Source organism: Sphingobacteriaceae bacterium GW460-11-11-14-LB5, from assembly GCA_002151545.1.
Lineage (GTDB): Bacteria > Bacteroidota > Bacteroidia > Sphingobacteriales > Sphingobacteriaceae > Pedobacter.
On sequence record CP021237.1, the window covers coordinates 5,774,161 to 5,800,874 of the forward strand.

The window sequence follows — 26,714 nt, forward strand, 5'->3', positions numbered from 1 at the left end:
ATATTTGATTTAAAGATTGCGAAGATCAAATTGATAAATTGAATTAATATTTTTTTACAGAAAAAATAAAACACCTGAATTACAATGCTAAGTGCTTATTAATTATAGCTTTATATTTTGTGTAGTCACGCAGGTATGTAAAAATCGTAGGTTTAATTAGTAAATAATCATAGAATTCGTAATTTGGTGAAATATAAGTTTTGGTTTTGCGTTACAGAATATATTCTCCAGTTATTGCTAAATACCAAAATCTAAAATTACGTACCTTTAAAGGATGAATTTCAAGTACATCAGTAAACTTGCTTTTTCTGCACTCTCAATGGCCTTGGTGTTTGGTAAAACAAATGCTCAGGTAACCATAGGCAATACCCAAACAAATGGTAGCGAGGCAAACAATATAGTAACAGCAGTTCCATTTCTGCTGATCACACCCGATGCCCGTGCCGGCGCAATGGGCGATGCTGGCGTGGCCGTTGCAGGTGATGTAAACTCAGCCAGTATTAATGCCTCTAAACTTGCTTTTTTAGATAAACCTTATGGTTTTTCAGTTTCATATAGCCCATGGTTAAAAAGTTTGGTGCCTGATATTAATCTGGCTTATTTAAGTGGTTTTTACAAACTGGATGACCGCAATACCATTGGTGCATCTTTAAGATATTTTTCTTTAGGCTCAATCCAGCTTACTGATATCAACCAACAGGACCTGGGCATTTCCAATCCAAATGAGTTGGCTTTTGATGTTTCTTTCGCCCGTAATTTTGGTAAAGAGTTTTCACTGGGCACTTCATTAAGATATATCTATTCAAATTTAGTTTCGGGTCAGTTTGCATCTTCCGGACAAGTGCACAGCGGAAATGCGGTAGCAGTTGATGTTTCGGGATTGTATAAAACGACTACAACGTTATTTGGCAAACAGGCTGTTCTTTCTGCCGGTGCCAATATTTCCAACATCGGAACGAAAATGAGCTATTCTGATGGTGGAGAAAATTTCTTTTTACCTACCAATTTTAAACTGGGAGGGGCGTCTACCTTTACGATGGACGATTTTAGTACCTTAACCTTTGCACTCGATTTTAATAAATTGTTGGTGCCAACACAACCCATATACGATTCGAACAATAACATTGTCAGCGGAAAAGATCCAAACCGCTCCGTTCCAGCAGGTATTTTTGGTTCATTTACTGATGCCCCTGGTGGTTTTAGTGAAGAATTAAAAGAAGTTGGAATTTCTACAGGATTGGAATATTGGTATAACCAGCAGTTTGCGGTTAGGGCCGGTTACAACTACCAAAGCCCAATGAAAGGCGATAGCCGCTACTTTACCTTGGGCGTTGGGTTAAAATACAATGTTTTTAATATCGATTTCTCTTATTTAATTGCAAATGCACAAACTAGTCCGCTTGCAAATACCTTACGTTTTGGTCTATTGTTTAACTTTGGCGAGAATAAAAGCAAAAGATAAAAAAGACTAAAGCAAAATATAGATGAAAATTAGAGTAGGTTTCGGATTCGATGTACATCAGTTAAAAGATCAACATCCATTTGTTGTTGGTGGGGTTACATTAGATCATCATAAAGGTGCTTTTGGGCATTCGGATGCTGATGTTTTGCTTCATGCCATTTGCGACGCACTTTTAGGTGCAGCCAATCTTCGTGATATTGGTTTTCACTTTAAAAATACCGATGATCGGTGGAAAGGCATCAGTAGCATCATTTTATTAAGGGAAACGGTTAAATTGCTGGCGGAAAAAGGATGGCAAATTGGCAATATCGATGCTATGCTTTGTTTAGAAGCACCAAAAATTAATCCCCATATTCCTGCCATGCAACAAAATATTGCAGAAGCCATTGGGATATCTACTGACGATATTTCGATAAAAGCAACTACCAATGAGCAAATGGGCTTTATCGGCAGGGAAGAAGGCGTTGTTTCTTATGCGGTCTGCCTGATAGAAAAACCTTAATTTACACTAGAATTTCGGGCGCTTAAGTAAGAAATAGGTAAGCCTATACAGAAAATCAGAATCACCACATTTAAAATTGCCCGTTCGTAATTAAATGGTGCCGCTGGTATTTTGGTTAGCGGAACAATCAATAGCGTCATGATCGTCCAAACAATAATGGCATAGATTATTCCTGATAGGATGATATTCTTTCGTAAAACAGTGGTTTTTGTTGATGCTATGGTATAAACTAAGGCAAAACTAAAAGCAATAAAGTAATGGAGTGCCAGGCCAATAAGGGCTGTTTTAATTCCTCCGCTAAAAGCTGCTGGTCCCAGAATAGCACTGGCGATGTATTGAAATACACCCATAAAATTCATCTTTCCTAAAAATATAACTGCTGCCAATCCATCTAATGTTCCGGCAATAAGTGTAATCAATAAAACCTTTTTAAATGAAAATGGTATTTGGTTAGATTTTTCCATTAACAATAATAATGTTTTTTTTAAATAGCTTGTTATGAATTGTTTATGTTTTTTGTTGGGGTGAGGGGTAGATGGCGAACAAAGAAGCCAAGTTTCAAAAAACTTGGCTTCTTTTTAAATAGTCTTTCCATTAAGACCCTGAAATAAATTCAGGGTGACGCAGCGATAAATATTACGCCAACTGCTCTTTAACATTCCCCGTCCGCTTTAACGTCCCCCAGGTTTCCAGCTCACCTTTTATGGCTTTTCTGAACGAGCGGAATAGTACAACATACATTAACTGTCGCCAAAAAAACCGTTGCGGGAAGATGTAAAGTAAATTCGTGTACTTCTCTTTTTCCATGCGGAAGGCCATAGCTGCAAAAATCATATCTACAACAATAAAAATAATGTAATAGAAAAGCACCTGACCAAAACCATTATGCAGGCTTAAAATTCCTGAAAATCCGGTTAGGGTTAAATTATTGATGGCACTTAATGAGAATAAACCACTAATTAAGGAGATAAACATGAAAAGATCGGCCAATGGCGAAAATAATGGTAAAATGATCTGATAGATCAAAATATTTGGCATGCCTACCATTCCAAAATAACCATATTTCTTATTCAGTAGTGTTTTTCTGTTTTTCCAGAAGCTTTGCATTACGCCAAAACTCCAGCGAAAACGTTGTTTAAGCAACATGTTCACCGTTTCTGGTGCTTCAGTGTAAGCAATTGCAGTATCACAGTTTTTTACACGATAACCGGCTTTCAAAATACGCATGGTTAAATCGCAGTCTTCGGCAAGTGTATCAATGGTAAATCCGCCGATTTCTACAATCACATTTTTTCTGAAAGCGCCAATTGCTCCTGGTACAACCGTAATGGTATTTAATAAGTCGAAAGCACGCCTATCCATATTCTGTGCAGTGATATATTCAATAGACTGCCATTTGGTAATAATGTTGTTGGCATTTCCAACTTTCACCGTGCCAGCTACTGCCGCAATTTGGTCGCTATAAAAATAACGCATCAGTTCGGTTACTGCATCATCTTTTAGCTGGGTATCGGCATCAATACACACTACAAAGTCAGCACTGGCCTTTGATATGCCATAATTTAAAGCCGAAGCTTTACCACCGTTAGCCTTGCGGAAAACCTTTACCTGTGGATGGTTACCAAAATGTTGGTCAATAATTTCAAAGGTTTTGTCTTTTGAACCATCATCTACAAAAATCAGTTCAAAATCGGGATATGTGGTTTTTAAAAGACTATTAATGGTTTGCACAGCAGTAACCTCTTCATTATAAGCTGGAATGATGATACTCACTTTTGCTGAAGGATTTGTTATCAACTTGCCGGCATGCTGTTTTGCCCTTTTTCGCTGCCTGATCGCCAGATAAGCAATAAAAATGGTCCTCAAAATAGCAAGTACAATGGCTACGGAAAAGATGATGTTTAAAATCATGTTGCCGTAGTAAAAGAAGTTGATGAAAAAATAATCACCGGAGCCTGAAAAACCACTGTTTGCGGTAGATTTTACTGCAGGCATCAGCTCTGATCTTTTTTTACCCATTAAATCGCCAACTGTTGTAAAGGTATAACCCTTGGCTTTGAAGAATTTTATAATCCGGGGTAAAGCGGCAACAGTCGCTTCGCGATTTCCGCCTGCATCGTGCAATAAAAGAATATTGCCATTGTCCTGCTGCTTCACTACTTCATTAAATATCTGATCAGCAGTTTTTCCAGGTTCCCAATCTTCAGGATCGATATATTCACCAACATTGATGTAATTCTCTTTACGGCTCTGGGCAACCGGCAAAATTTCGGAAATGTTTTGGGGTTCGGCATCGGCGTTAAATGGTGCACGGAACAAAATTGTACTGTGGCCTGTAACGGCTTCAATTAACCTGCGGGTAGCATTGAGCTCGAACTTTACCCGTCTTGGTCCGATGGCCGACATATCAGGGTGGAAGAATGTATGGTTTCCAATCTCATAACCATCATTATACTCCTGTCTCAACAGTTCCATGTTCTGTTCAGCCATAATGCCAACGACGAAGAAACAGCCAGGCACTTTCTCCTGCCTTAAAATATTTAATACTTGTGGTGTGTAAACCGGATCGGGACCATCATCAAAGGTTAAGGCGATTTTCTTATCGGCCTCTCCAAACCTTTTAATTACGTATTGCTCTGGTAGTCGGGTATATTTTTGATCAGCAATAGAGAAATTGTCTTTTTTTAAAGTGAATTTCACGCTGCCTGGTGTGGGGGTAGAAATCAGATCCAGAATTTCGCCATCGCCCAAGTAGGAGATGCCTCCCATGTTTAATGAGGCAATTTTGCGTAAATCGAATGGTTTTTTCTTTAAAGTATCCAGACTAAGGTCATTAGAAATAAAAGACCATAAACGTTTGTCCTCAGAGCCTAAACGCCATAAGGCTATGCCAGCAATATCCCAGTCATCAGCCTTGCGGATTAAATTAAAATAGGTTGCCGCATCAGTAAAGTAAACCTCATGTTTTATTCCACTGCCATCGTTGTAAGTATAGTTTAAGTTGGCAGAAGCCGGATCGTAGTTTATTTTACTTTTATAATTAACAGCACTGGTCATGGCATCTTCGTAGGTTACTGATTTACCCACACTATTTTGTGGCCAATCGTAACCGTAGCAAGCCAGGGCCAGGATTACTTTGCTGGCATCAACTTTACTGCAAATATCATCCAGTTTTTCTTCCACCCATTCCTGATGAGAAATATCGCCCGCATTACTTTGCTCGGTATGCTGATCATAAGCCATCAATACAATGTAATCGTTATATTTTTGAAGAATTTCGGGTTTATAATCATCGTTTTCTGGTGAAATATCCTGAGAAACAATCAGTTTTTCTGCATGAAACTGGCCATAAAGGTTTTTCATGAAAGCATTAAAACTGTCGCTGTTCTCGAGGTTCAGTTCTTCAAAATCGATATTAATTCCTCTGTAACCATATTTTTTGGTAATGGCAATCAAATCATAGATGAGTTTTTGCTGCGCGGGCTGATCATTTAATAACCGCCTTACCGCTGCACCATCCCAATGATCTTTATTGTAATTCGAAACCACTGCAATAGCCGATTTTTTAGCTTTATGGATTACTTTTAAAGCTGCTGTATCTGCTTTATCAACAATAGAATCGCCGTTTAAAAAGAAAGATTCTGTAGCCACCATATCCAAATGGCCGATGTTCCTTTTAAGATCGGGTAATGATTTGCTCACTGTGGAAGCCCAGCTCACATAAAAAGCCATATTTATGCGTTTGCTGTTGCCGCGATGGGTTAAAATACGATGCTCCCGGTCTCTTTTAATTTTTTGAAGCTTCGACTTTTCGATCGTGAAATCCCGATACTGTTGCGATTTTTTTAACTTCTCTAACTGTTTTTCCGTTAAGGGTGTATTGGTATTTATAAAAGGCAAATTTGGTGCCTGTACCGATGATAGGGTATACACCACGCAGATAATTGCGCCTATGAAAACTAAAAAAAATGTGCGGCTTACCCAGGTAAAGGTGTGCCAGCGTCTTTTAGTCTCAGTTTGAAATATTTGTTTTCCGGACATTTTTCTTTTCTGATTTATTAATCAAATGTCACTAACGAATATGAAGATTGTATGAATGCTAAATTGGAATGGTTAAGATGATTGATCGTCTGGCCTGTTTTGAAATGCTGATTTTATCTCTCTATTTATCAGGGGAATAGGAAGTCTTCTGAATCTTTACATCATTAAGAGTTTAAGGTGGTTAAGGTTTTCTTGCATGATTGAAACGCGATAAGAGGGAAACGAAAAAAGCATGGTCATTCTGAGAGGTCAGCTTTAGGAAAATAAGGGAGTTGGGATGACTGGTTTTTCGTAAAATCGCCATTGGTAATCTTAAAGTGCTTGCTATAAGTTTGCCCTCTGCTCAGTCTTGCGTCGGTTAGCCACCGAATGGCTCTTACTTTTTCCTTGATGAAAAAGTAACAAACCTGAGCGCAGCGAAAGCATGCCTGCCTTAAAAACAACAACTACAAAGGCATAACTGAAAGGCTTGCATCGTTTTTTATCTGATAATGTTGCTTTTATAGGTATAAAAGATTGCTGCGCAATTTCTTGTAAAAACCTAAGAAAATCTTTATTACGGCAGCCTCTAGGCTCTGGCCTCACTCATCCCACAGCACTCGCTTGATTCTGCCTTGGGCTGTGATGGGATGAAAGTGGAAGCAAAGATTTCCTTGCTTTTTCCTGCGAAAATCTGCTATGCCGGATAGCAGCGTGCAGAGGATCTGTCATTGGTAGCCAGTCGATGGATAAATGTTTTTTGTTTTCAACTATTAGAGGTCTTAGACAGGCTCAGACAACATTTATGCTTACTTAATGAAATTGAGTTAGCCTGCAAAATATATCTACAAAAAAAGCCAGCATTTTTTAAAATTTGCTGGCTTTTTTATCTATATGATGGATGGACGATTTTCTTTTTATTCTTCTAAATAACCGAATCGCCCCTGGTTATAATCTTCAATCGCCTGGTGAATTTCATCCTGGGTGTTCATTAAAAACGGTCCGTATTGAACAATGGGTTCATTTATAGGTTCACCGCTTAAAATCAAAATCACACTGTTTTCTGAAGCATTGATCTTAATCTCCTCACCTTTATTTTTGAAGTAGACAAATTGATCGGCTACCACGGTTTCCGATCCGTTTATTGTAATCGAGCCTTCAATCACCATAAATCCGGTGTTAAAATGCTCAGGGAAGTTAAAAGTAGTTTCACCACCTTTATTCAGTCTGGCATTATAGAGTTCAATGGGGGTAAAGGTTTTTGCATTGCCTTTTATGCCCTGATAGTTACCTGCTATAATTTCAATTTTCCCTCCATTTTCGGGAAGATCAAAATGAGCCATATCAGCCTGTTTAATTTCCTGATAGCCGGGTTTGCCCATTTTATCTTTGGCTGGCAGGTTAACCCAAAGCTGCACCATTTGAAATGGACCGCCGGCTAAGCTGTATTGTGCTTCGTGATACTCTTTATGTAATATACCACTTGCAGCAGTCATCCATTGTACATCACCCGGGTAAATCACACCGCTGTTTCCAGAGCTATCGTGATGCGCAACCGCACCATGATAAGCTATCGTTACAGTTTCGAAACCCCGATGCGGGTGAACACCTACGCCTCTTGGTTCCTTCCTTGCAGAAAATTCGATCTTTGAGCCATAATCCATTAAGAAAAACGGGCTCATATTGATTTTATATCCGCTTGGGAAAAAATTATGTACCCTAAAGCCATCGCCAACCATATGTGGCGCTGGCGCTTTTAGTACTTTTTCTATTTGTTTTGTTTCCACGACCTTCAAATTTAAATAAGGCATGGTGCATAGGGCATGGAGCTATAGCCCCATGCTTAATTTCCCTTTGCGCTATGCTTATACACTTTTTACAAACTGTAATTCGCCTAAAATGCGAACTTCTTCACTTACCATTACGCCACCAGTTTCTAACGCAGCATTCCAGGTTAAACCGAATTCGGAACGGTTAATTTTTCCGCTTAAAGTAAAACCTGCTTTGGTATTTCCCCATGGATCGGTAGCAATACCACCAAATTCTGCAGTTAATTTTACCGGTTTGGTTTCGCCTTTAATGGTTAAATCGCCTTTAACAATATAATCGCCGCCATCTTTTTCTACTGAACTAGATTTAAATTCGATGTGTGCAAATTTTTCAGCGTCGAAAAAATCTCCGCTTTTTAAGTGATTATCACGGTCAGTATTTCCGGTATCGATTGAATTGATGTCGCCTTTGAAAGAAATTTCTGCATTTTCAAATTCATCACCTTCAGATGATAATTCTGCTGAGAAAGATTTTAAACTACCGGTTACAGTAGTAATCATTAAGTGTTTTACTTTAAATTGTAATTCGCTGTGGGTTGGATCTAATGTCCATTTTGTAGTTGCCATATCTTTTGTTTTTTGAGATGTTTAATATTTACAACACAAAAGTACAGCGCAGGTTTCGACTACAGATTGATGTATGGTAAGTAATGACAGATGAAATGATTGCGTTATTGAGGGAAGGATTGAATGTTAGGATTTAACAAAAACATTCAATCTATGGTCTGAAGTGTTTATTAGCCAGCTCCTTTCTTACACGGCTTAACGATTCAGGCGTAATGCCCAGATAAGATGCGATCATCCATTGCGGCACACGGAGCGTAAGGTTAGGATAAAGTTTAATAAAATCGAGGTATCTTTCTTCCGCCGTTGCACTCAATAACATGTTAATTCTTTTCTGCATAAAGCGGATCGAATTGTTGAGCAATTTAATTTGCATGGGTTGTAAGCAGGGTACTTGTCTGGCTGCTTCTTCCATAAAATTGTTGGGCATTAACACCGCTTCGGTTGCTTCAATGGCATCGATAAAAAATATTGATGGCTCATTGTTCATGTTGTTGCGGTCAGAAACCAACCAGTTTTCGGGGGCGAACTGGAGGATGTGTTCTTTGCCTTTCGCGTCAATTGAATACGCACGCAACAAACCTTTGCCTACAAAATATCCGTGTTTGAAATTATCGCCGGTATATTGCAATATTTCGTTTTTCTCGAATTTTTTAACCTTTAAAACAGATGATATGCTTTCGAACTGCTCATCAGTTATTTCTATTTTTTCCTGTAAGTATTTTTGGAACTGATGAATCATAAAGGTGGGATGTTATTTTTTTACGGGCTTAATATCGGAAAAATCTACACCACATTTACAATTACCACCACATCCATCTTTTTTTACCTGTAAAGATTTAAAAACCAAACGGCCAACATATACCAATGCTACCGCAAAAAGTAAAAAGACTAAAATCGTTTGAATATCCATAATGCAAATATAAGTGCTTTTAGGAGTACGGTGTTCAGATGAATGTAAATTATTGAGATACGGTTTTATCACCGCGGAAACGGGGTTTTTTATCTTGAATAGATGAATTATTATTTCTTTCGTTATAATTCATGTATCTACGAACTTTTTTGCTTGCCACGGAATCACGGAAGGAGCATATCTGTGTTTTATTCTTTGTAATCTCCATGGTAAAGAAAACAAGAACTATTCTTCCATAAAACCTACAGTACCACCAACCCAATCGAAATCGGCATTGTAACGAACGCCAATCATTTTGCCTTTGCTTAACCTGGCCAGATTGATGCAAAGCTGAGGCTCGCCACCATCGGGCCATAAGTACATCATTCTTACTTCTGCCTTTACACCACCATCAGGCGCCTGTACGGCTGGCTCGTAATTTACTTTTCTTTGTAAAATCCAGTTTTCGGGATCTTTTATATTGCTAATGTCTGTTTCGCTAACATCGATAATTACACCCATGCCAGCAAAAGAGAATAAAGGCTTAAGTACGTAATTTTCTAAATCTTTAGGGATTGTATTCAACTCATTTAAAAAACGTGTTTCAGGTACAAATTCGCTTTTTAGAAATGGCATGGTGTACTTACTGATGCGGTAAAACCAGTTAGGGTGCGTTACCCATTCCACGTCCAGCTCCTCACGTGGATCGAAGCTGTTTTTAAAAATTTCAGTATTATCGGCCACTTCATCAAAAATCAGGCGGTTATAAATCCTTTTTAACCGGATCTTTTTGCCATCTTCTTCGTAAAAGAGCTGTTTGCCTGCTTTTTTAATGTCTTCCAGTGCCAAAATTTTAATACCAAGCATGTTTTGGGTAACCAAAAAATCGATAGCCGTTTTCTGGTTAAGTGCATCTACATCCATTAAGGCCACTTCTTCTGGCTGATGTTTACCAATAATAACCTCTTTAAGCAGGTTGATGTACTTTTCTTCGGTAAATCCGTTTAAAAAATAATTAACCGAATGATCTATTTCGAAACTGCTTTGAAACGTTTTGGCCAGATGATGCTGAAAGCCATATAAGGAAGGAAATCCCTGCATTTCGATTAACATGGGAACAAGTTCTCCCCCTTCATTTTTACATATGCCAAAATCGAAAGTTAAAAAATGAGGTTGCTCATTTTCATTGGGCACATTCCAGCTTACAGGAATTGATTTTTGGGTGAGTTCCTTAAAGTTAGGTTGCTTTATTAATTTTATGATTTCTTCACCCGCTGCAATCAGTTTTTCTTTTAACGCTTTAGGTAAAAAAACTGGCGTTTCTGCCACACGAAAAGGAATTGGTGGATAGCCATTTTGCAATTCGGCAAGGAAGTTTTGATACTTCTCTTCGGTAAACTGCTGGTTATATTTTTGGCGTTGAGCAGGTATCATGTATAATGTGTTGTTTAGATTTTGCCAAGTAGTGCGTCCTTATGTAGTTCCGTCAGTTTTAAATCCAAATCTGACATAAAACTGCATTGAATTATTTTTACTATTTCATTTCTATTGATGGTGTTAGGATTTCTTCTCACTTGCATATAATGATCTCTTGTAATTTTCATAGTGAGTTTACCAATTGAGATATATTCAATCTCCTGACGGAGCTTCATTGCTATCCAGTTAAAAATCAAACAAGTCAAAATCCCTGTCAAAGCAAATTTCCAATTAAAGAAAAAAGCTACCAATGAGATTATAAAACCACCAATAATTAAAAATATTAGCCAAGTTTTCATGGTTAAAAAATTAACTGGTATACCCAGTTCTTTTTGAAATGCTTTTATTTTCTTCCTACGACCAATCCTAGGGAAAACTTCATGAAGGCGAGTCCTAGGGGTAATACTTCCTCTATCAATTTTTTGTGAAACAGCGATGGCACTTCGGATCTTATAAAAGGCTTGTTGAGAGGTACAACTTTCTTCATTCTGATAAGCAATGTTATCTTGGAAAACCTGGCAGATATCTCCAAATGTTTTTGTTTCTGAAAAAGCATCAGATGACAAATTGAGTTCGAAAGCTTTTGCTATGTAACCTAGTGTATCTTCTACATCCCGTAATTCGATATCTTGTAGCTTATAGTCTTCTACCGCTTTCATGAGTGTTAGTTCTATGCCTCTTGTAAATTCCCAATTGCTTTTTGTAAGAAATTAGGTAAAATAACACTTTGCGTCAGCACAATCCTTGCCGGATCGTCTAAACTGTTTAACATATCCAGGTATTTTTGTTCGCCGTGCATATCAACAATAGCCTTTTTCTTTTCCTCCTGAAGCAAATACATTTTCATGCCTACCGGATCAGCTTCTGGATGGAACTGTGTACCGATAATTTCATCAGAGAAGCGGATTGACATCATACAGCGTTCTAAATCGACATGTTTACGTTCTTTTTCGATAGCCAATAATTTAGCGCCTTTTTTCTCGAAAGCAGCAAAATCTGGTTCGATAACCTGCCAGTCTCTGCTATCGACTGAAAAGAAAGGGTTGGTGATGCCATTAAAAATTTCGTCTTTTTCTCCATCTTCTGTTAAGGTAATCGGGAAAATACCAAAAGCATTCGAGCGCCTTTCGGTTACATTGCCCAATTCATATTTCCTGCAAGCCAATTGGAAGGAATGGCAGATCAAAAAGGCATACTTTTTTCTTTCGTCGTTTTTATGGTTAAAAGCTTCTATCTGATCTAAGAGGTGAAAGAAATCATTTTCCCATTGTTCACCCTTACTTTCAACCGGACTTCCTGGCCCGCCACTAGAGATATAAGCATCATATCCGATGCCTGGTATTTCTCCTTTTTGCCTTAAATCAAAAATATCAAAGCTTAAATCGATATTGTTTTCGTTTCTAAAACGGGATAAAATTTCCTGAATCCCCCGCATACCCTGATTAGGTGCGCCATTATTCATGTCAATAACGGCCACCTTTAAGCTACTTTTATCCATTATAAAATTACTTTGCGCCTATAAGTGTTTGAGTAGTAATATAATCTACCACCGCCTCAAAGTTACCAGTTTGTTGGTAAACTGCCAACTGCCGGTCTGCGCCTGTGCCATGTTCGAGGATTTTATGCACGTAATTAATATCATCACGGCAGCCTAAATCATCTACTACATCATCCACAAAATCCAATAATTCTAAAATAAGATTGCGGCAGTTTACTTCCATTTCTTTTCCAAAATCGATTAGATTCCCGTCAATTCCATAACGTGCAGCCCGCCATTTATTCTCGTTAATTAATGCTCTCGAATAACTGATAAATTCCATGTTCTGCAACCGTAATTTGTACAGTTTGGCACATAAAGCCTGAAATAATGCGGTAAAAGCCATGGTTTCATCAATTAGCATCGGGCAATCGCAAATGCGGAACTCTACGGTATCAAAAAACGGATGAACACGAATATCCCACCAGATTTTCTTTGCATTGTCCATGCAATTGGTTTTGATGAGCAGTTTTACATAATTATCATAATCCTCTATGCTGTTAAAAATATCAGGAATACCGGTGCGGGGAAATTTATCGAAAATTTTGGTGCGGAAAGATTTGTAACCTGTATTTCGTGATTCCCAAAAAGGAGAATTGGTTGATAAAGCAAAAACGTGCGGTAAAAAATACCTCACCTGGTTGGCAATATGAATGGCCAGTTCACGAGACTGGAAACCTACATGTACATGCAGGCCAAAAATGAGGTTAGAGCGTGCGGCTTCCTGCAGTTCGTTTACAATCTCATTATAGCGTGGATGTTCAGTAATTAACTGTTTTTCCCAGTGCGAAAAGGGGTGAGTGCCAGCAGCGCCAATTCTTAAGCCTTGTTCGCCGGCGAGTTGTGATACGGTATAACGTAACTGAGAAATCTCTTTACGTGCCTCGGTGGTTGTTTTACAAATGCCAGTTCCAACTTCTACTACAGCCTGGTGCATTTCGGCCTTAACCTGGTCTTTGTGAATTTTTTGTGCAGCCTCTACAATTTTTTGGTCGTGAGAAGTAAGCTCTCTGGTAACGGGATCAATTACCATGTATTCTTCTTCTATGCCCAGCGTAAACTCGTTCATCCTGATATTGATTAAAATTTAAATCCCAATTATTTTTTTGGTGCAGCTTTTTTAGGCTTTGCTGGTGCTTTTTCTGCTGTTGCCGGTTTCTTTGGTGTAGCTTTAGCCTTTTCTGTAACAGTAACTTTCTTTGGCGCTGCCGCTTTAGCCACCTTTGGTGTAGCCTTAGCCATTAGCGGTTTACCGCCAACCGATGATTTGATGTATTCGCCCCAGGTTAAATTATCTTGTCCGTCTTTTTGCGCTTTAGCCCTTTCTATGGCATAATTGGCTGTGGTTTCTACTACCCAGTCAAAATTTTCCTGACCAACGCTTTTAATGTCGGCATCTGGTGCAGGGTTACAGAAATCGATTGCAATAGGCACGCCATCACGCACCGCGAATTCAACCGTATTGAAATCGTATCCTAAATATTTACATAGTTTTAAGGTGTATTCTTCTACGGTTTTAAGCAGTTTTGGATCTGGCGATTTACCTTCTGTTGCATAGCGCAAATGATGTGGGTTCCGTGGATCGTACTGCATAATACGAACGTATTTTCCGCCTATGCAATAACACCTGAAATATTCTTCGAAAATAATTTCTTCCTGCAAAAGCATCACCAATTGTTGTGTGCCACTGTGTTTATCAAAAAAATCTTCTTTATCATGCAGTTTATAAACATCTCTCCAGCCCCCACCATCGTAAGGCTTCATATAGGCCGGAAAGCCAGTGTATTCGAAAATGGCATTCCAATCTAATGGCATGGTTAAGTTCGAGAAAGATTCTCCAGTGGTTCCTGCAGGGTGTTCCCGTGATGGGATTAAGGCAGTTTTGGGTACGGGTACACCAATTTGCTCAGCCAGTGCATTATTGAAAAATTTCTCATCAGCACTCCACCAAAATGGATTGTTGATTACGGCAGTTCCGGTAATTGCGGCATTTTTTAATGATGCGCGGTAGAATGGTACATCCTGCGAAATGCGATCGATAATGACCGAATAACCTAATGGTGCATTCTGAAATATTTTGTCGATTTTAACAGCTTCGGCAGTAATGCCTTTTTCTGCTTTTTGATTGATTCTTTCGATTACGGCTTCAGGAAAAGAGCGTTCCTGTCCAAATAAAATCCCTATTTTTTTCATCGTTTTAAATTTGTCTTTCAATGGTGATTAAGCGATCATGAGCAGTGTTGCTGGTTGTACTTGTTTGCTCATGATGGTTTCATTGGTAAATTTTAGTTTAATTGTTTAACTGGTTAATCGGTTAATTGTTTTAAAACTGTAGTTCTTGCTAAGTAATCGACCCGGGATGTTGGTCTTTAGCCTAAATAATTATAATTGTGCGATATAATCCGGAAACATTTCTCTCCAGATGGGCCAATCGTGATCAGCATTTTGCCTGATATCCAGCCAATGGTCGATGCCTTTTTTTCTTAAAATTTCTGATAAACGTTCATTGTCGCCCCTGCACATATCCCGATCGGTTGTACCCAGCACAATTTTCATGTAGTGTAATTCAGGATTACTGTTGTTCAGCAGGTTGTCAACAGGGTTGTTGAAATAAACATCATCATTGTAAAAACCATCCAGCTGGCCAGAAATATCGAAAGCGCCACTCATGCTAAACATATGGCTAACCAGCCAGGGATGCCGGAAAGCGAAATTAGCAGCATGGTAACCGCCAAAACTACAGCCGGCAGTAATAATTTTACTGTGTCCGGTTTCATGTCTGGCCAAAGGTGCTACTTCTTCCAGTAAATACTTGTCGTACCAGATGTGGTTTTTAACCCTGTCTGCAGGATGGATACTTTTGTTGTACCAGCTTAATTTGTCAACACCATCCGGGCAATAGATCTTAATTTTTCCTTCGTTGATAAAACCCTCAACAGAATCGATCAACTTAAAATCTTTATTTTCAAAATATCGACCCATGCTTGTCGGGAACAGTAGGATAGGGATACCACCGTGACCAAAGATGAGCATGTCGATTTCGCCACTTAAATTCGGGCTGTACCATTTCTTATGTTCTTCTTTAACCATAATAAAAATTGAATGACTTAAGGTATAAATTAAAATCTACAAAAAGAATAGCTTAAGCCGTAAAAATGATACCAATCGAAAGCCAATTGTAAAAATTAACCTATGATAATTAATAGTTTACGGAGATTTGTACCTTTGCACCCTAATTCTGAGGCGATAGCCATGTGATAGGGGATTTTGATTATGATGTACACCACAATTTTATCGGTAAAAGTTAACACCAGCCACTTTAAAATACCCTCAGCTTATTTAAAGCATGAGGTAGAAATAGATATTTATACACCTGAAGGTATTTTAGGGAATGAAAAAATAGAGCTTCTTTTATTAAATGATGGGCAGGATGTGGCCAAAATGGAGTTTAGCCGCATTTTAGAAGAAGCCCACCATGGCAAAAGAAACCACAGGTTAATTGTTGTGGCCATTAGGGCATCAGCCGACCGATTAATGGAATATGGTGTTGCAGGCGTTCCTGATTTTAAGGGCCGCGGGGCGAAAGCCCACTTATACAGCGATTTCGTGATCAAAGAACTTTTACCTTTTGTTAAAAAGAAAATTGCAATGCCAATAACCGGTAAAGTAGGTTTTGCCGGATTTTCTTTGGGCGGTTTATCTGCTTTTGATATTGCCTGGAACAATCCTTCTGCTTTTGATGCCGTTGGTGTTTTTTCTGGCGCATTTTGGTGGAGAAAAAAAGATTTGACCGAGGGTTATAGCGATGCCGACCGTATTATGCATGCGCAGCTGGAAAGTACTTCTACCAGTCCGGATATGAAATTCTGGTTAATGACCGGGACAGAAGACGAAAAGGCCGATCGGAATAAAAATATGATTATCGATTCGATAGATGATACGATTGATGTAGTTAAAATACTCTTAAACAAAGGCTATAAAAGGCCTGACAATGTTTTTTACTACGAAAAAGTAGGCGGCAAACATGATGTTCCCACCTGGGAAAGTGTAATGCCGGCCTTTTTAGATTGGGCATTTGAAGTTTAACGGTTATATCTTCGCCAAAAGCGCATTCATTTTTAAACTGAGTTTCTTAGCCCCGATTTCGTTAAGGTGATCGCCATCGTAAAAATCCTGCGCATGAAAAGAACTATCCTGCAAAAGATTAAAGTACCTGACTGTAGTGTGGAAGGTATTCAGTTTTTTAATGGTAGAAAGTGTAGTCTTCAACTGGTTTTTGCTTAAATGCGATACATAAGATTTATAAGCCGGGCTGGTAAACAAGACCACCTTTATATGCTTGTGCTCGGCAAAGGCGATAATTTCATCCAGTAAATGCAGGTTAGTTGAATATTGTAGATTATCTTTCGCAGTATGTCGTGCTGCGGCTGTTACGCCACTTTTGATTAAGTCTTTGTGATGAATCGCTTTGTAGCTCGAACCCCAACCCAGGCTGCTGCAGCTAATGTCATTTTCCCCTCTAACATAATGGTTTAAAAGCCTGCTTAAATTGATGTCGAGTTTATTGCTCAGTATTTCCGTACTGTTAAAAATTTTATGATCAGTATTGATGTCGTAATAAATGCGGTAATTTTTTGCCCGCCAGGCTTCGGGACTATTTTGTAAACGGCCATAAAAGGAAAAATAATCAACAGGGATGACAATGTATTTTAAATGATCCCATTGTTGGCTGTACTTTTTTAAAATTTCCAGATCATAATCAAAGGACTGCGAAATGTAACTCGCGTTAAAGCTCGATTTGATGTATTTCGGATCGATGCCATAATATACATGAGAGCTGCCCAGAAACAAAATACTTACCTCTTTGGCGTGATGGTCGAGATAACTTTTTTTGTACTCGTAATCGTTTGGAATCCTTCGGATCAAAACTTCGCAAAAAACAGCCAGAAAGAGAATTGGAAGCAGAAAGATGGCGATAGATCTAGTGAATTTTTTCATAGCTAAAATTGAAAGTAAATGAATTGTTGTTCGGCGCCTGCGAAAAAGAATATGACCAGCACAAGGCCGTAGTAAATACCCCATCTAATTGGTTTAGGCCACGATAATGCAAATCTGGCAATGGCATATTGTTCCATTCTGCCATTCCATTCGATTAAAATAAACAAGGCCAATAACAGAAATAGTTTAACCGGCAATATTTGGGGAATACTGAAAAACGACTCAGAACCAATGGCTGATATGATATTGAAAGCATGCTGTACAGAATTTGCCCTGAAAAAGATCCAGGCGAAAACAGTTAAACCGAAGGTTAATACCATCGCTGCAAATTCTTTTAAGCTTGGGAATATTTTTCCTTGAGCAACAGTATCCAGGTTCGATCGGTTAGTATTGAAAACAATCAAGGGCATAATGTACAGTGCATTTAATAATCCCCAGATGATGAATGTCCAGTTGGCACCATGCCAAAAACCGCTCACTAAAAAGATGATAAACGTATTCCTTACTTTTATCCAGGTGCCGCCTTTGCTTCCACCTAATGGGATGTAAAGGTAATCTCTGAACCAGGTGGATAACGAGATATGCCATCTCCGCCAGAATTCGGCAATATCCCTGGAGAAATAGGGATAGGCAAAGTTTCTTAACAGCTCAATCCCAAATAACCGTGCTGTACCCAGGGCAATGTCTGAATAGCCAGAGAAATCGCCATAAATCTGAAAAGCAAAAAGAATGGCGCCAAGCAATAAAGTGCTGCCGGAATATTCTCCGGAATGATTAAAAATCATATTGGCGTAATTGGCACACTGATCGGCAATGACGATTTTTTTAAACAGACCCCATAAAATCTGGCGTAAACCATCAATCGCCCTGCTGTAATCAAAAGATCTTTCTTTTTTGATCTGAGGAAGTAAATGCGTTGCCCGTTCTATGGGCCCGGCAACCAGCAGCGGGAAAAAACTCACAAATAAAGAATAATCAATAAAGTTCTTTTCTGCCGGTATCCGGTTTTTATAAATATCGATTACATACGACAAACCATGAAAAGTATAAAACGATATGCCCACAGGTAAAATGACTTTTAATGTCCATGGGTTTACCTGAAGGCCAAAATTTGCAATGGCATCGGCAAAAGAGTCGGCGAAAAAATTGTAGTATTTAAATATCCCTAAAAAACCCAGATTGATGGAAATGCTCAGCCAGAACCAAAATTTTTTAGACTTACTGTTTTTACTTTCCGTCATTTTTAAGCCGGTGAAATAATCCAGTAAGGTGGAAAAAATGAGCAGGAACATAAAACGCCAATCCCAGCAGGCATAAAAGAAATAGCTTGCCCCCAGCAATAATATATTTTTAGATCTTAAACGTTCTTTTCCCAAAACCCAGTACAGTATAAAAACTATGGGCAGAAAAGCAGCAAAGCTAAAAGAGTTAAACAGCATAGCGTTGAGGTTAATACTTCGTTTAGGAATAAAATTAACGCTTTGAGCCGTCCGATTAATAGGGTCGGTAAATTTGTACGCAGAATTGCTTAAAGTTGTAAAATACCTGTATAGCTACTTCACGGTATTTCTATCGCTGTATTTTAGAAAAATACCAGTATCGAAAATGGTCCACAAACAGCTTCTTTGTCCGCATGCTTTTAGTGCTGCATTAGCCCAGGTATTACAGGTTTTGAAAATGCTGTAACTCCCTTTTGCCTCATAAAAGGCATCGCCAATATCGTAATGGATATTCGATTTTACATTGATCAAATGTCCGGCTTCATCTTTTTTGAAGCTATTTAAGATGTAATCGATCAACTGTCGATATTGCGTTTTGCTGATGCTAATTTTCTTACAGTCCGCATCTTCCCAAATGTTTTTGTAGTAAGTGGTGTGCATGGCAGATGTGCTTAAGCCTGAAATGGCCCTGAGCCCATTGCTGAGTTTAAGGTCTGAAAATTCTGGTGTTTCAAGGTAGAATTTCTTGTCGCCCCAACCCATCGCCAGGTATTGATAAGTGCTATCGGCCTCCAGCGTATTTTGGTAACTGATTTCTTTTGTCCAGTCCATTTCTGCGCTTACCGCCGGAACGATAATATCAGTATGTACGCCGTTAGTCATAATATATATGTTAACTTCCTTAGCGTTTTTTGGATAGGCATTTATAGTGATACGCGAACAAGCAAAAGCCGTTAAAAAGTAAAATCCAATCAGCATAATCAAAGCAATGCAGCATCTGCCAGCATATTTTAAAAACCTTTTGTTCATTTCGGTCAGATTATTTTATCCTTAATACAGCATTTGAGTTTTTGGTAACCCATTTACTGCGGGATATCGATTTTATTGATGGCGGCATCGAAAAACATGATTTTTTGCGACTTCAACTAATACCTACATTCACAATATGATAAAAGGACTTTTTGAAACCCATATTTATGTTGAAGATTTGGCAAGATCGATTGATTTTTACAGCAATACCCTGGGCTTAACACAATGCCATTACGAAGAAGAACGCAGAATTGCATTTTTCTGGATAGGGAAACCAAAAGAAGCGATGCTGGGGATCTGGGAAAAACCAAAAGTTGAGATTGATGTCAGACATTTTGCCTTTGGTTGCGACCTGGAAGACGTACTGGACAAATCGATTAGTTTTCTTGAATCTAAAAACCTAAAGCCCTATAACTTTCTTAAAAATGGAAACCACGAACCTATGGTTTTCGCCTGGATGCCAGCCTTGGCCATTTATTTTAATGATCCTGACGGGCATATATTGGAATTTATTGCCATTTTAGAAGGAGAGGCCAGGCCAGAGTTGGGCGTGATTTCTTACCAGGAGTGGTTAAATAGAAATATTTAATGTAATCTTATTATAGAATTGTCATCTTGAGCTTGTCGAAGGATCTATGAAGTATCGCTTAAAGCATTTCGACAAGCTCAATGTGACAATGTTCATAACAAATAGTTTAACCGGAAAATTTCCGCAGGGCTTCAGCTGTTGAGCCCAAAAAATTAATGTGTTTGCCTTTGTTACTTTCGTAAATAAAATCTTTGATGCTTTTGCTTTGATATGGACTAAAATCGCCAATAATGGCCAGGCTTACCCGGTAATTTGAAAACTTTTGGAGAATTTCTCCGGCTATCCCGTTTTTAAGGTCAAAGAAATCGGGCGTGATATTGCGTTCATGGATAATAATTTTATCAAAGCCCTGGTAATATAAGTTCCCCAATAAATCTAATCCATCTTCTGCATGATTAATGATGATTTCTTCCGAAATGAGCTCGGCAATATTGGTATTGTTTATGGTGTGTGATTCAATTTTCATCGGTAATTTTAAATAGGCGGATAAAGGTAATGATATTCATTTCCTTGCTGCTAATATAAATTTTGCTTTTAAACAGAACATCTGGTAAAAATCTGTTTATTCTATTTTAGAATTTTATAGCGATATTAGCCTTTAAAGCTAATTATCCTCCCACAACCATGCAAGAAATCGAAATTGTTGCTTATGCCTTTTCTCAGTTTGCTAAAATGGACGCCGAAGCGTTCGAATCCTCAAAACCACACTGGAAAATAAAACAATATAAAAAAGGCGATTTCTATAACCAGCATAGAACGGTTTGCAAATTTTTAGGATTTATCATCGATGGGGTATTTCGCTCTTACGTGGTTGATGAGAAAAGCGGCGAAGAGAAAAATGTCTTTTTATACTCAGGCAACCAGTTTGTAGTAACCTTTAAAAGTTTTATTAACCAACAACCTTGCGATTATCATACACAGGCCATGACTGATGCGACTGTGGTTTATATCCATATTGATGATTTATTGCAATTGTACCAGCAATCTCATCAATGGGAGACTTTTGGACGGCTTTTGGCGCAGGAGGCATTTAACATCGCTATGGATAGGGCGGAGAGTTTTGTTTTTAAAACACCCGAGCAGCGTTATCTCGATCTGATTAAATACCACCCGCAAATTTTTAATAATATTCCGCTCTATCATATTTCCTCTTATTTGGGCATCCAGGGGCCATCGTTAAGCAGGATAAGAAAAAGACTTACAGGTAAATAACGATTTTAACTTAGGTTAAAATTATTGCTGTTTTTAAGCTGGAGATTTGAGGTATCAAATTAAAACTAAAAACAACATGAAAACTTTAAAATCAAAAACAATCGTATTTGTACATGGTCTATTTGTAAACAATAAAAGTTGGGAAAATTGGAAAACTTTCTTCGAAGCTAAAGGTTACACCGTTTATACACCTGCAAATCCATCGCATGAAGGTGATCCAACTGCTTTAAGAACCAACATTGATCCCAATCTAACCAAGGTAAATTTCGTTGATGTGGTGAATAACCTTGTGAAATTTATCGACACCCTGCCGGAGAAACCCATTCTGATCGGACACTCATTGGGCGGTTTAACCGTTCAAAAATTAATGGACCTGGGTAAAGGCGAAGCTGGGGTAATGATTGATGGTGCCCCTCCAATGGGTGTTATTCCATACGAATGGAGCTTCTGGAAATCTAATTTTACAGTGGTTAATCCATTTAAAGGTAATTCTGTTTTTATGCCTACTAAATCGTGGTTCCATTATACCTTCGGTAATACTTTGCCAAGAGCAGCATCTGATCAGGTATTTGATGAATTTGTGGTGCCAGAAAGCAGAGCGATTGCCTGGGGAACCTTAAAAAGTTATGCCAAGGTAGATTTTAAAAAAGCCCACCAACCTTTATTGTTTATCGCTGGCGAAAAAGACCATATTATGCCAGCGAGTTTGAACAAAAGAAATTTTAAAGCCTACAAAAATCCAGATAGCATAACCGATTTTAAAATGTTTGAAGGAAGAGGCCACTTCATTTGTGGTGAAAAAAACTGGGAAGAAGTAGCAACTTATATCTACAACTGGATCAAAAACTAAATTCCTGACAGGTTTACTTAAGGTTTTAAATTAATTCTAACCGGAAAGGCGGGTGTGTAAGAAAGGGAAAACATTGCTCTCGCTTTTCTGTTTAAAAATGAGATAATTACAACATTATCATCATATTAAATAGTGAGAGATATAGTAGAAAATCCATTTCAAAACACTATCTTTGCGCCAAATTTGAGGCGCATTTTATGCAAAAGATTAGAAATATAGCTATTATAGCACACGTTGACCACGGCAAAACTACTTTGGTTGATAAGATTTTACATTCTTGTTCTATTTTTCGTGACAACGAACAAACAGGAGATTTGATATTGGATAACAACGATTTAGAGCGCGAGCGTGGTATCACGATTGTATCTAAAAACGTATCGGTTCAATACAAAGACGTAAAAATTAACATTATTGACACTCCTGGTCACGCGGATTTCGGCGGTGAGGTAGAGCGTGTTTTGAAAATGGCAGATGGTGTACTTTTACTTTGCGATGCTTTTGAAGGTGCAATGCCTCAAACGCGTTTCGTAACGCAAAAAGCTTTGGCCCTTGGTTTAAAACCAATTGTGGTAGTAAACAAAGTGGATAAAGAAAACTGTCGCCCGGAAGAGGTTTACGAGCAGATTTTCGAATTGTTCTTTAACCTTGAAGCCACTGAAGATCAATTGGATTTCCCGGTAATTTACGGTTCATCTAAACAAGGATGGATGAGTACCGACTGGAAAGTACCCACTACTGATATCTTCGCTTTATTAGATGCGGTTGTGGCTAATATTCCACCTGCACCAATTAACGACGGTACTTTGCAAATGCAGATCACTTCGTTAGATTATTCATCTTTCGTTGGTCGTATCGCAATTGGTCGTGTACACCGTGGTACAATTAAAGAAAACCAACCGGTTACTTTAATTAAACGCGATGGTAAAATTGTAAAATCAAGAGTAAAAGAACTTTATACTTTCGAAGGTTTAGGAAAAATCCGTACTTCAGAAGTAAGTTCAGGTGATATTTGTGCGGTTGTAGGTATTGATGGATTTGATATTGGCGATACTATTGCTGATTTCGAAGCACCAGAACAATTACCGGTGATCAGCATTGATGAGCCAACCATGAACATGTTGTTCACCATTAATAACTCTCCATTTTTTGGTAAAGAAGGTAAATTAGTAACCTCTCAGCGTATTAAAGAACGTTTATACAAAGAGATGGAGAAAAACTTAGCTTTAAAAGTTGTTGAAACAGCTTCTCCAGACGCCTGGTTAGTTTATGGTCGTGGTATTCTCCATTTATCTGTATTAATCGAAACGATGCGTCGTGAAGGTTATGAGATTCAGGTAGGTCAGCCTCAGGTTATCATTAAAGAAATTGATGGTAAAAAACATGAGCCAATTGAAACTTTAATCGTTGATGTTCCGGGAGAAGTTTCTGGTAAAGTAATCGAATTGGTAACTCAACGTAAAGGTGAGTTGTTAATTATGGAGCCAAAAGGCGATTTACAACACTTAGAATTCGAAATTCCGGCACGTGGTATCATTGGTTTACGTAATAACGTTTTAACTGCTACAGCAGGAGAAGCGATTATGGCACACCGTTTCAAAGCTTACGAGCCTTGGAAAGGTACAATCCCAGGTCGTTTAAATGGTGTATTGGTTTCAATGGAAAAAGGACAAACTACAGCTTATTCAATTGATAAGTTACAAGATAGAGGTCGTTTCTTCATCGATCCGGGAACTGATGTTTACGAAGGTCAGATTATGGGTGAGCACATCCGTGATAACGATTTAGTGGTAAACGTGGTAAAAGGTAAAGCATTAACCAACATGCGTGCTTCTGGTACTGATGATAACACGCGTATCGCACCAGCAATTAAATTCTCTTTAGAAGAAGCAATGGAATACATCCAGGCTGATGAATATATCGAGGTTACACCGCAAAGCATGCGTTTACGTAAAATCTTCTTAACAGAACAAGAACGTAAAGTTAAAGGAAAGCAATTCGCTTAATTCCTTAAACATATACATATTAAAGCCCCGATGTAAATCGGGGCTTTTTGCGTTTAAACATTAAAGGTTGCTAATTGGTTTACCACCTGAGCCACCTAAGAACATCTGAGCTGGGCGCATCATTTATGTTTCTAATTAGAGTTGACAACTTTAATAGTCAATAGGAGCTGAAGTTGTCAACTCTTGTGTTAAATCTTAAACGGTAATAGAAATAATAAGAAAAGCAGTTTTAGTGCATTTTTTAAGGTTAGTCCTTCTTTCCGCTAAATCCCCGATGAAGAATCGGGGGATACCGCTAAAATAAGGTTTAGAACGGTTAGGGCTGTGATTATAGATTGGTTGATTATTCACCTAATTTGAGCGTTGCCGACTTCAATGGCAGGGGAGAATAACTTCGGGTAAGGTGTTGCTGGTCAGTTAAATCGTTAATCAATGTGCAATTTTTGTCAGCGTTTTTTCATAAAACCTGTAGGAATAAAAAAACTAACAATTAGATGGCAATTAATTTTGCTTTCAGTTTTAATTTTGTGTTTTTGCTAGCAAACTAATGATCCACCATCATGATTAATAAAGGGTTATCCAAAACGGGTATATTTTTATTAAATATGCTCTCGCTGTTGCCGCTATTTATTTTATACAGATTGGCGGATGCTTTTTACGTGTTAATATTTTATGTTTTTGGCTACCGCAGGAAAGTGGTTAGGGAAAATCTGGTTAATGCGTTTCCTGAGAAAAATACGATCGAAATCAATGCGATAGAAAAGCGTTTTTATAAATTTTTGTCTTCACTTTTTATTGAAGTAATCAAAATGAAAAGCATTTCTAAAAAAGAATTAAACAAAAGGGTAAAATTTAAAAATACCGATCTGGTAGAAGCTTACCTCAAAAATAATGAAAGTGTACTTTTCTGTTCATCACATTATGGCAATTACGAATGGGTGTGTATGGCAATTGGTTTAAACTTTTCGGGCGAACATTTCCCAATTTATAAACCGTTAAGTAGCGAAGCTTTCGATAAGTGGTTTCTGACCATGAGAAGCAAATTTGGCAACCAAATGGTATCCATGCGCCAAACTTTAAGGGCTATCCAATCCAATAAGAATAAACCAACCATGTTTACCTTTGGCAGCGATCAGGCACCCTCAAAAGACGAATCGAATTACTGGACAAGCTTTTTAAATCAGGAATCTTCTATACAGCTGGGGATTGAGAAAATCGCAAAAAAAACGAACCGCCCGGTTTTTTATCTGAAAATCAATTATTTGAAAAGAGGATATTACGAAGTAGATTGTGTGCCAATCTGTTTAAATCCCGCCGAAACTGCCGAGTTTGAAATTACCGAAATGCATACCCGCTTTTTAGAGGATATGATTAAAGAAGCCCCTGCTTATTGGTTATGGAGCCACCGCAGATGGAAATACAAACCTGAACCAAAGGTTTCAAAAGTGATGTCAAATGATCAGAATAGAATGGATGCCATGGCTTAGGCTAATCCATTTGTCTAAATATGAAAACTAACATTTTCGTGGCATAATTTTTTAAGGTGCTTTTTAAATTAGCATTTTAAAATTTCTGGTATGATTAAAAAGGGGATTTCCCATCTGGGAATATTTTTTTTAGGCGTATTATCTTTGTTCCCATTATCTGTTTTATACATACTGGCCGATGGAACTTATCTACTGTTATACTTTGTTTTTGGTTATCGGCGCAAAGTGGTCAGGAAAAACCTGTTAAACGCATTTCCTGATAAAACATTACGAGAGATTATTACGATCGAAAAACGGTTTTACCGTTATCTGGCCTCTCTGGTTTTCGAAATTGTTAAAATGAATAGCATCTCCAAACAAGAGATCAAAAGACGTTTTGTGTTTAAAAACAAAGAACAGGTCCAGGCATATTTAGATCGTGGTCAGAGTGTGTTGATCTGTTCAGCGCATTATGGTAACTGGGAGTGGGGTACTTTGGGCATCGGGCTTAACTTTTCTGCAGATCATTATCCAATTTATAAACCCTTAACAAACCCTACGTTTGATAATTGGTTTAAAAAAGTACGAAGCAAATTTGGCAATCAATTAATTGCCATGCGGCAAACCATGCGGGCTTTGCAGGCGAGTAAAGATAAACCAAGCATGTTTAGTTTTGGGAATGACCAGGCGCCCTCGAAAGACGAATCGCATTACTGGACAAGTTTTATGCATCAGGCCAGTTCTGTTCAGCTGGGGATTGAAAAAATTGCAAAACGCACCAATCAACCAATATTTTATTTTAAAATCAATGTGCTGAAACGCGGTTTTTATGAAGTTGATTGTGTGCCGTTATGTTTAAATCCGGCTGAAACCGCTGAGTTCGAAATTACCGAAATGCATACCCGTTTTTTGGAAGAAATAATCAGGGCAAAGCCAGCGTATTGGTTGTGGAGCCATAGAAGGTGGAAATACAAGCCTAAGCACCAGCTGCTATTTGCTTCAAATGAAATACTAAAGCAGGCATAATTTCCTAAATATTTTATATTTGTTGTGATAATGCCTGCC

General features: G+C 38.2%; 25 protein-coding genes. 9 read left to right on the forward strand and 16 right to left on the reverse strand.

Annotation, left to right across the window (positions count from 1 at the left end; genetic code table 11):
• Nucleotides 1-274: 274 nt before the first annotated feature.
• Both CA265_23640 and CA265_23645 read left to right on the forward strand, forming a co-directional pair.
• On the forward strand, nucleotides 275-1,462 hold the full coding sequence (locus CA265_23640; GenBank protein ARS42486.1) for a hypothetical protein: 1,188 nt from the start codon (nucleotides 275-277) through the stop codon (nucleotides 1,460-1,462).
• A gap of 22 nt (nucleotides 1,463-1,484) precedes the next feature.
• Nucleotides 1,485-1,964 carry a 2-C-methyl-D-erythritol 2,4-cyclodiphosphate synthase gene (locus tag CA265_23645; GenBank protein ARS42487.1) on the forward strand — a complete coding sequence of 160 codons (480 nt, stop codon included), beginning with the start codon at nucleotides 1,485-1,487 and terminating at the stop codon, nucleotides 1,962-1,964.
• On the opposite strand, the gene CA265_23650 is transcribed toward CA265_23645, so the two are convergent.
• The 12 genes from CA265_23650 to CA265_23705 all read right to left on the reverse strand — a co-directional run bounded on the left by CA265_23650 (nucleotide 1,961) and on the right by CA265_23705 (nucleotide 15,372).
• Nucleotides 1,961-2,428 carry a hypothetical protein gene (locus CA265_23650; GenBank protein ID ARS42488.1) on the reverse strand — a complete coding sequence of 156 codons (468 nt, stop codon included), beginning with the start codon at nucleotides 2,426-2,428 and terminating at the stop codon, nucleotides 1,961-1,963. The genes CA265_23645 and CA265_23650 overlap by 4 nt on opposite strands.
• Nucleotides 2,429-2,600: 172 nt before the next feature.
• Entirely contained in the window at nucleotides 2,601-6,005 is a 3,405-nt protein-coding gene (locus CA265_23655) for a glycosyl transferase family 2 (GenBank protein ID ARS42489.1), read from the reverse strand.
• An 896-nt stretch (nucleotides 6,006-6,901) separates the two neighbouring features.
• Nucleotides 6,902-7,771, reverse strand: a complete 870-nt coding sequence (locus CA265_23660; GenBank protein ID ARS43111.1) for a short-chain dehydrogenase — start codon at nucleotides 7,769-7,771, stop codon at nucleotides 6,902-6,904.
• 78 nt (nucleotides 7,772-7,849) lie between these two features.
• On the reverse strand, nucleotides 7,850-8,380 hold the full coding sequence (locus CA265_23665) for a hypothetical protein (GenBank protein ID ARS42490.1): 531 nt from the start codon (nucleotides 8,378-8,380) through the stop codon (nucleotides 7,850-7,852).
• 151 nt (nucleotides 8,381-8,531) lie between these two features.
• Entirely contained in the window at nucleotides 8,532-9,119 is a 588-nt protein-coding gene (locus CA265_23670; protein ID ARS42491.1) for a cyclic nucleotide-binding protein, read from the reverse strand.
• 12 nt (nucleotides 9,120-9,131) lie between these two features.
• Nucleotides 9,132-9,290: a FeoB-associated Cys-rich membrane protein gene (locus tag CA265_23675; GenBank protein ID ARS42492.1), complete on the reverse strand. Its 159-nt coding sequence runs from the start codon at nucleotides 9,288-9,290 to the stop codon at nucleotides 9,132-9,134.
• A 225-nt stretch (nucleotides 9,291-9,515) separates the two neighbouring features.
• The gene (locus CA265_23680; GenBank protein ARS42493.1) at nucleotides 9,516-10,703 is read right to left on the reverse strand and encodes a hypothetical protein; all 1,188 of its coding nucleotides are present in this window, start codon (nucleotides 10,701-10,703) and stop codon (nucleotides 9,516-9,518) included.
• 14 nt (nucleotides 10,704-10,717) lie between these two features.
• Nucleotides 10,718-11,404: a hypothetical protein gene (locus tag CA265_23685; GenBank protein ID ARS42494.1), complete on the reverse strand. Its 687-nt coding sequence runs from the start codon at nucleotides 11,402-11,404 to the stop codon at nucleotides 10,718-10,720.
• A gap of 11 nt (nucleotides 11,405-11,415) precedes the next feature.
• A complete protein-coding gene (locus CA265_23690; protein ARS42495.1) occupies nucleotides 11,416-12,243 on the reverse strand; it encodes a GMP synthase in 828 nt (275 codons plus the stop codon).
• Between the two features lie 7 nt (nucleotides 12,244-12,250).
• Nucleotides 12,251-13,351, reverse strand: coding sequence for a carboxylate-amine ligase (locus CA265_23695; GenBank protein ID ARS42496.1), 1,101 nt, complete (start codon nucleotides 13,349-13,351; stop codon nucleotides 12,251-12,253).
• Nucleotides 13,352-13,380: 29 nt separating this feature from the next.
• Nucleotides 13,381-14,475 (reverse strand): glutathione synthase, encoded by a 1,095-nt coding sequence (locus CA265_23700; protein ID ARS42497.1) that lies wholly within the window; start codon nucleotides 14,473-14,475, stop codon nucleotides 13,381-13,383.
• 189 nt (nucleotides 14,476-14,664) lie between these two features.
• On the reverse strand, nucleotides 14,665-15,372 hold the full coding sequence (locus CA265_23705; protein ID ARS42498.1) for an esterase: 708 nt from the start codon (nucleotides 15,370-15,372) through the stop codon (nucleotides 14,665-14,667).
• A gap of 183 nt (nucleotides 15,373-15,555) precedes the next feature.
• Here CA265_23705 and CA265_23710 point away from each other — a divergent pair, with 183 nt between their 5' ends.
• Nucleotides 15,556-16,368 carry an esterase gene (locus tag CA265_23710; GenBank protein ID ARS42499.1) on the forward strand — a complete coding sequence of 271 codons (813 nt, stop codon included), beginning with the start codon at nucleotides 15,556-15,558 and terminating at the stop codon, nucleotides 16,366-16,368.
• Between the two features lie 3 nt (nucleotides 16,369-16,371).
• Here the strand turns inward: CA265_23710 and CA265_23715 are convergent, their stop codons facing one another.
• The 3 genes from CA265_23715 to CA265_23725 all read right to left on the reverse strand — a co-directional run bounded on the left by CA265_23715 (nucleotide 16,372) and on the right by CA265_23725 (nucleotide 19,529).
• The gene (locus tag CA265_23715; protein ID ARS42500.1) at nucleotides 16,372-17,280 is read right to left on the reverse strand and encodes a hypothetical protein; all 909 of its coding nucleotides are present in this window, start codon (nucleotides 17,278-17,280) and stop codon (nucleotides 16,372-16,374) included.
• Nucleotides 17,281-17,282: 2 nt separating this feature from the next.
• Nucleotides 17,283-18,719, reverse strand: coding sequence for a membrane-bound O-acyltransferase family protein (locus CA265_23720; GenBank protein ARS42501.1), 1,437 nt, complete (start codon nucleotides 18,717-18,719; stop codon nucleotides 17,283-17,285).
• Between the two features lie 114 nt (nucleotides 18,720-18,833).
• Nucleotides 18,834-19,529 carry an urease-associated protein gene (locus tag CA265_23725; GenBank protein ARS42502.1) on the reverse strand — a complete coding sequence of 232 codons (696 nt, stop codon included), beginning with the start codon at nucleotides 19,527-19,529 and terminating at the stop codon, nucleotides 18,834-18,836.
• A 136-nt stretch (nucleotides 19,530-19,665) separates the two neighbouring features.
• Between CA265_23725 and CA265_23730 the strand changes: the two genes are divergently transcribed.
• A complete protein-coding gene (locus CA265_23730; protein ID ARS42503.1) occupies nucleotides 19,666-20,118 on the forward strand; it encodes a glyoxalase in 453 nt (150 codons plus the stop codon).
• Nucleotides 20,119-20,224: 106 nt separating this feature from the next.
• Here the strand turns inward: CA265_23730 and CA265_23735 are convergent, their stop codons facing one another.
• Nucleotides 20,225-20,584, reverse strand: coding sequence for an alpha/beta hydrolase (locus tag CA265_23735; GenBank protein ID ARS42504.1), 360 nt, complete (start codon nucleotides 20,582-20,584; stop codon nucleotides 20,225-20,227).
• A gap of 158 nt (nucleotides 20,585-20,742) precedes the next feature.
• On the opposite strand from CA265_23735, the gene CA265_23740 reads away from it, so the two are divergent.
• The 5 genes from CA265_23740 to CA265_23760 all read left to right on the forward strand — a co-directional run bounded on the left by CA265_23740 (nucleotide 20,743) and on the right by CA265_23760 (nucleotide 26,675).
• Nucleotides 20,743-21,330 (forward strand): Crp/Fnr family transcriptional regulator, encoded by a 588-nt coding sequence (locus CA265_23740; GenBank protein ID ARS42505.1) that lies wholly within the window; start codon nucleotides 20,743-20,745, stop codon nucleotides 21,328-21,330.
• A 76-nt stretch (nucleotides 21,331-21,406) separates the two neighbouring features.
• Nucleotides 21,407-22,180 (forward strand): alpha/beta hydrolase, encoded by a 774-nt coding sequence (locus CA265_23745; protein ARS42506.1) that lies wholly within the window; start codon nucleotides 21,407-21,409, stop codon nucleotides 22,178-22,180.
• Between the two features lie 197 nt (nucleotides 22,181-22,377).
• Nucleotides 22,378-24,183 (forward strand): translational GTPase TypA, encoded by a 1,806-nt coding sequence (locus CA265_23750; protein ID ARS42507.1) that lies wholly within the window; start codon nucleotides 22,378-22,380, stop codon nucleotides 24,181-24,183.
• Between the two features lie 560 nt (nucleotides 24,184-24,743).
• Nucleotides 24,744-25,670 (forward strand): lauroyl acyltransferase, encoded by a 927-nt coding sequence (locus CA265_23755; protein ARS42508.1) that lies wholly within the window; start codon nucleotides 24,744-24,746, stop codon nucleotides 25,668-25,670.
• Nucleotides 25,671-25,760: 90 nt separating this feature from the next.
• A complete protein-coding gene (locus CA265_23760) occupies nucleotides 25,761-26,675 on the forward strand; it encodes a lauroyl acyltransferase (GenBank protein ID ARS42509.1) in 915 nt (304 codons plus the stop codon).
• The last annotated feature ends 39 nt before the right edge of the window (nucleotides 26,676-26,714 follow it).

What these genes read in the sequence shown, in the direction of transcription:
- CA265_23640 (ARS42486.1), top strand. Translation starts at nt 275, where the DNA reads ATGAATTTCAAGTACATCAGTAAACTTGCTTTTTCTGCACTCTCAATG.
- CA265_23645 (ARS42487.1), top strand. Translation starts at nt 1,485, where the DNA reads ATGAAAATTAGAGTAGGTTTCGGATTCGATGTACATCAGTTAAAAGAT.
- CA265_23650 (ARS42488.1), bottom strand. Translation starts at nt 2,428, where the DNA reads ATGGAAAAATCTAACCAAATACCATTTTCATTTAAAAAGGTTTTATTG.
- CA265_23655 (ARS42489.1), bottom strand. Translation starts at nt 6,005, where the DNA reads ATGTCCGGAAAACAAATATTTCAAACTGAGACTAAAAGACGCTGGCAC.
- CA265_23665 (ARS42490.1), bottom strand. Translation starts at nt 8,380, where the DNA reads ATGGCAACTACAAAATGGACATTAGATCCAACCCACAGCGAATTACAA.
- CA265_23670 (ARS42491.1), bottom strand. Translation starts at nt 9,119, where the DNA reads ATGATTCATCAGTTCCAAAAATACTTACAGGAAAAAATAGAAATAACT.
- CA265_23675 (ARS42492.1), bottom strand. Translation starts at nt 9,290, where the DNA reads ATGGATATTCAAACGATTTTAGTCTTTTTACTTTTTGCGGTAGCATTG.
- CA265_23680 (ARS42493.1), bottom strand. Translation starts at nt 10,703, where the DNA reads ATGATACCTGCTCAACGCCAAAAATATAACCAGCAGTTTACCGAAGAG.
- CA265_23685 (ARS42494.1), bottom strand. Translation starts at nt 11,404, where the DNA reads ATGAAAGCGGTAGAAGACTATAAGCTACAAGATATCGAATTACGGGAT.
- CA265_23690 (ARS42495.1), bottom strand. Translation starts at nt 12,243, where the DNA reads ATGGATAAAAGTAGCTTAAAGGTGGCCGTTATTGACATGAATAATGGC.
- CA265_23695 (ARS42496.1), bottom strand. Translation starts at nt 13,351, where the DNA reads ATGAACGAGTTTACGCTGGGCATAGAAGAAGAATACATGGTAATTGAT.
- CA265_23700 (ARS42497.1), bottom strand. Translation starts at nt 14,475, where the DNA reads ATGAAAAAAATAGGGATTTTATTTGGACAGGAACGCTCTTTTCCTGAA.
- CA265_23705 (ARS42498.1), bottom strand. Translation starts at nt 15,372, where the DNA reads ATGGTTAAAGAAGAACATAAGAAATGGTACAGCCCGAATTTAAGTGGC.
- CA265_23710 (ARS42499.1), top strand. Translation starts at nt 15,556, where the DNA reads ATGATGTACACCACAATTTTATCGGTAAAAGTTAACACCAGCCACTTT.
- CA265_23715 (ARS42500.1), bottom strand. Translation starts at nt 17,280, where the DNA reads ATGAAAAAATTCACTAGATCTATCGCCATCTTTCTGCTTCCAATTCTC.
- CA265_23720 (ARS42501.1), bottom strand. Translation starts at nt 18,719, where the DNA reads ATGCTGTTTAACTCTTTTAGCTTTGCTGCTTTTCTGCCCATAGTTTTT.
- CA265_23725 (ARS42502.1), bottom strand. Translation starts at nt 19,529, where the DNA reads ATGAACAAAAGGTTTTTAAAATATGCTGGCAGATGCTGCATTGCTTTG.
- CA265_23730 (ARS42503.1), top strand. Translation starts at nt 19,666, where the DNA reads ATGATAAAAGGACTTTTTGAAACCCATATTTATGTTGAAGATTTGGCA.
- CA265_23735 (ARS42504.1), bottom strand. Translation starts at nt 20,584, where the DNA reads ATGAAAATTGAATCACACACCATAAACAATACCAATATTGCCGAGCTC.
- CA265_23740 (ARS42505.1), top strand. Translation starts at nt 20,743, where the DNA reads ATGCAAGAAATCGAAATTGTTGCTTATGCCTTTTCTCAGTTTGCTAAA.
- CA265_23745 (ARS42506.1), top strand. Translation starts at nt 21,407, where the DNA reads ATGAAAACTTTAAAATCAAAAACAATCGTATTTGTACATGGTCTATTT.
- CA265_23750 (ARS42507.1), top strand. Translation starts at nt 22,378, where the DNA reads ATGCAAAAGATTAGAAATATAGCTATTATAGCACACGTTGACCACGGC.
- CA265_23755 (ARS42508.1), top strand. Translation starts at nt 24,744, where the DNA reads ATGATTAATAAAGGGTTATCCAAAACGGGTATATTTTTATTAAATATG.
- CA265_23760 (ARS42509.1), top strand. Translation starts at nt 25,761, where the DNA reads ATGATTAAAAAGGGGATTTCCCATCTGGGAATATTTTTTTTAGGCGTA.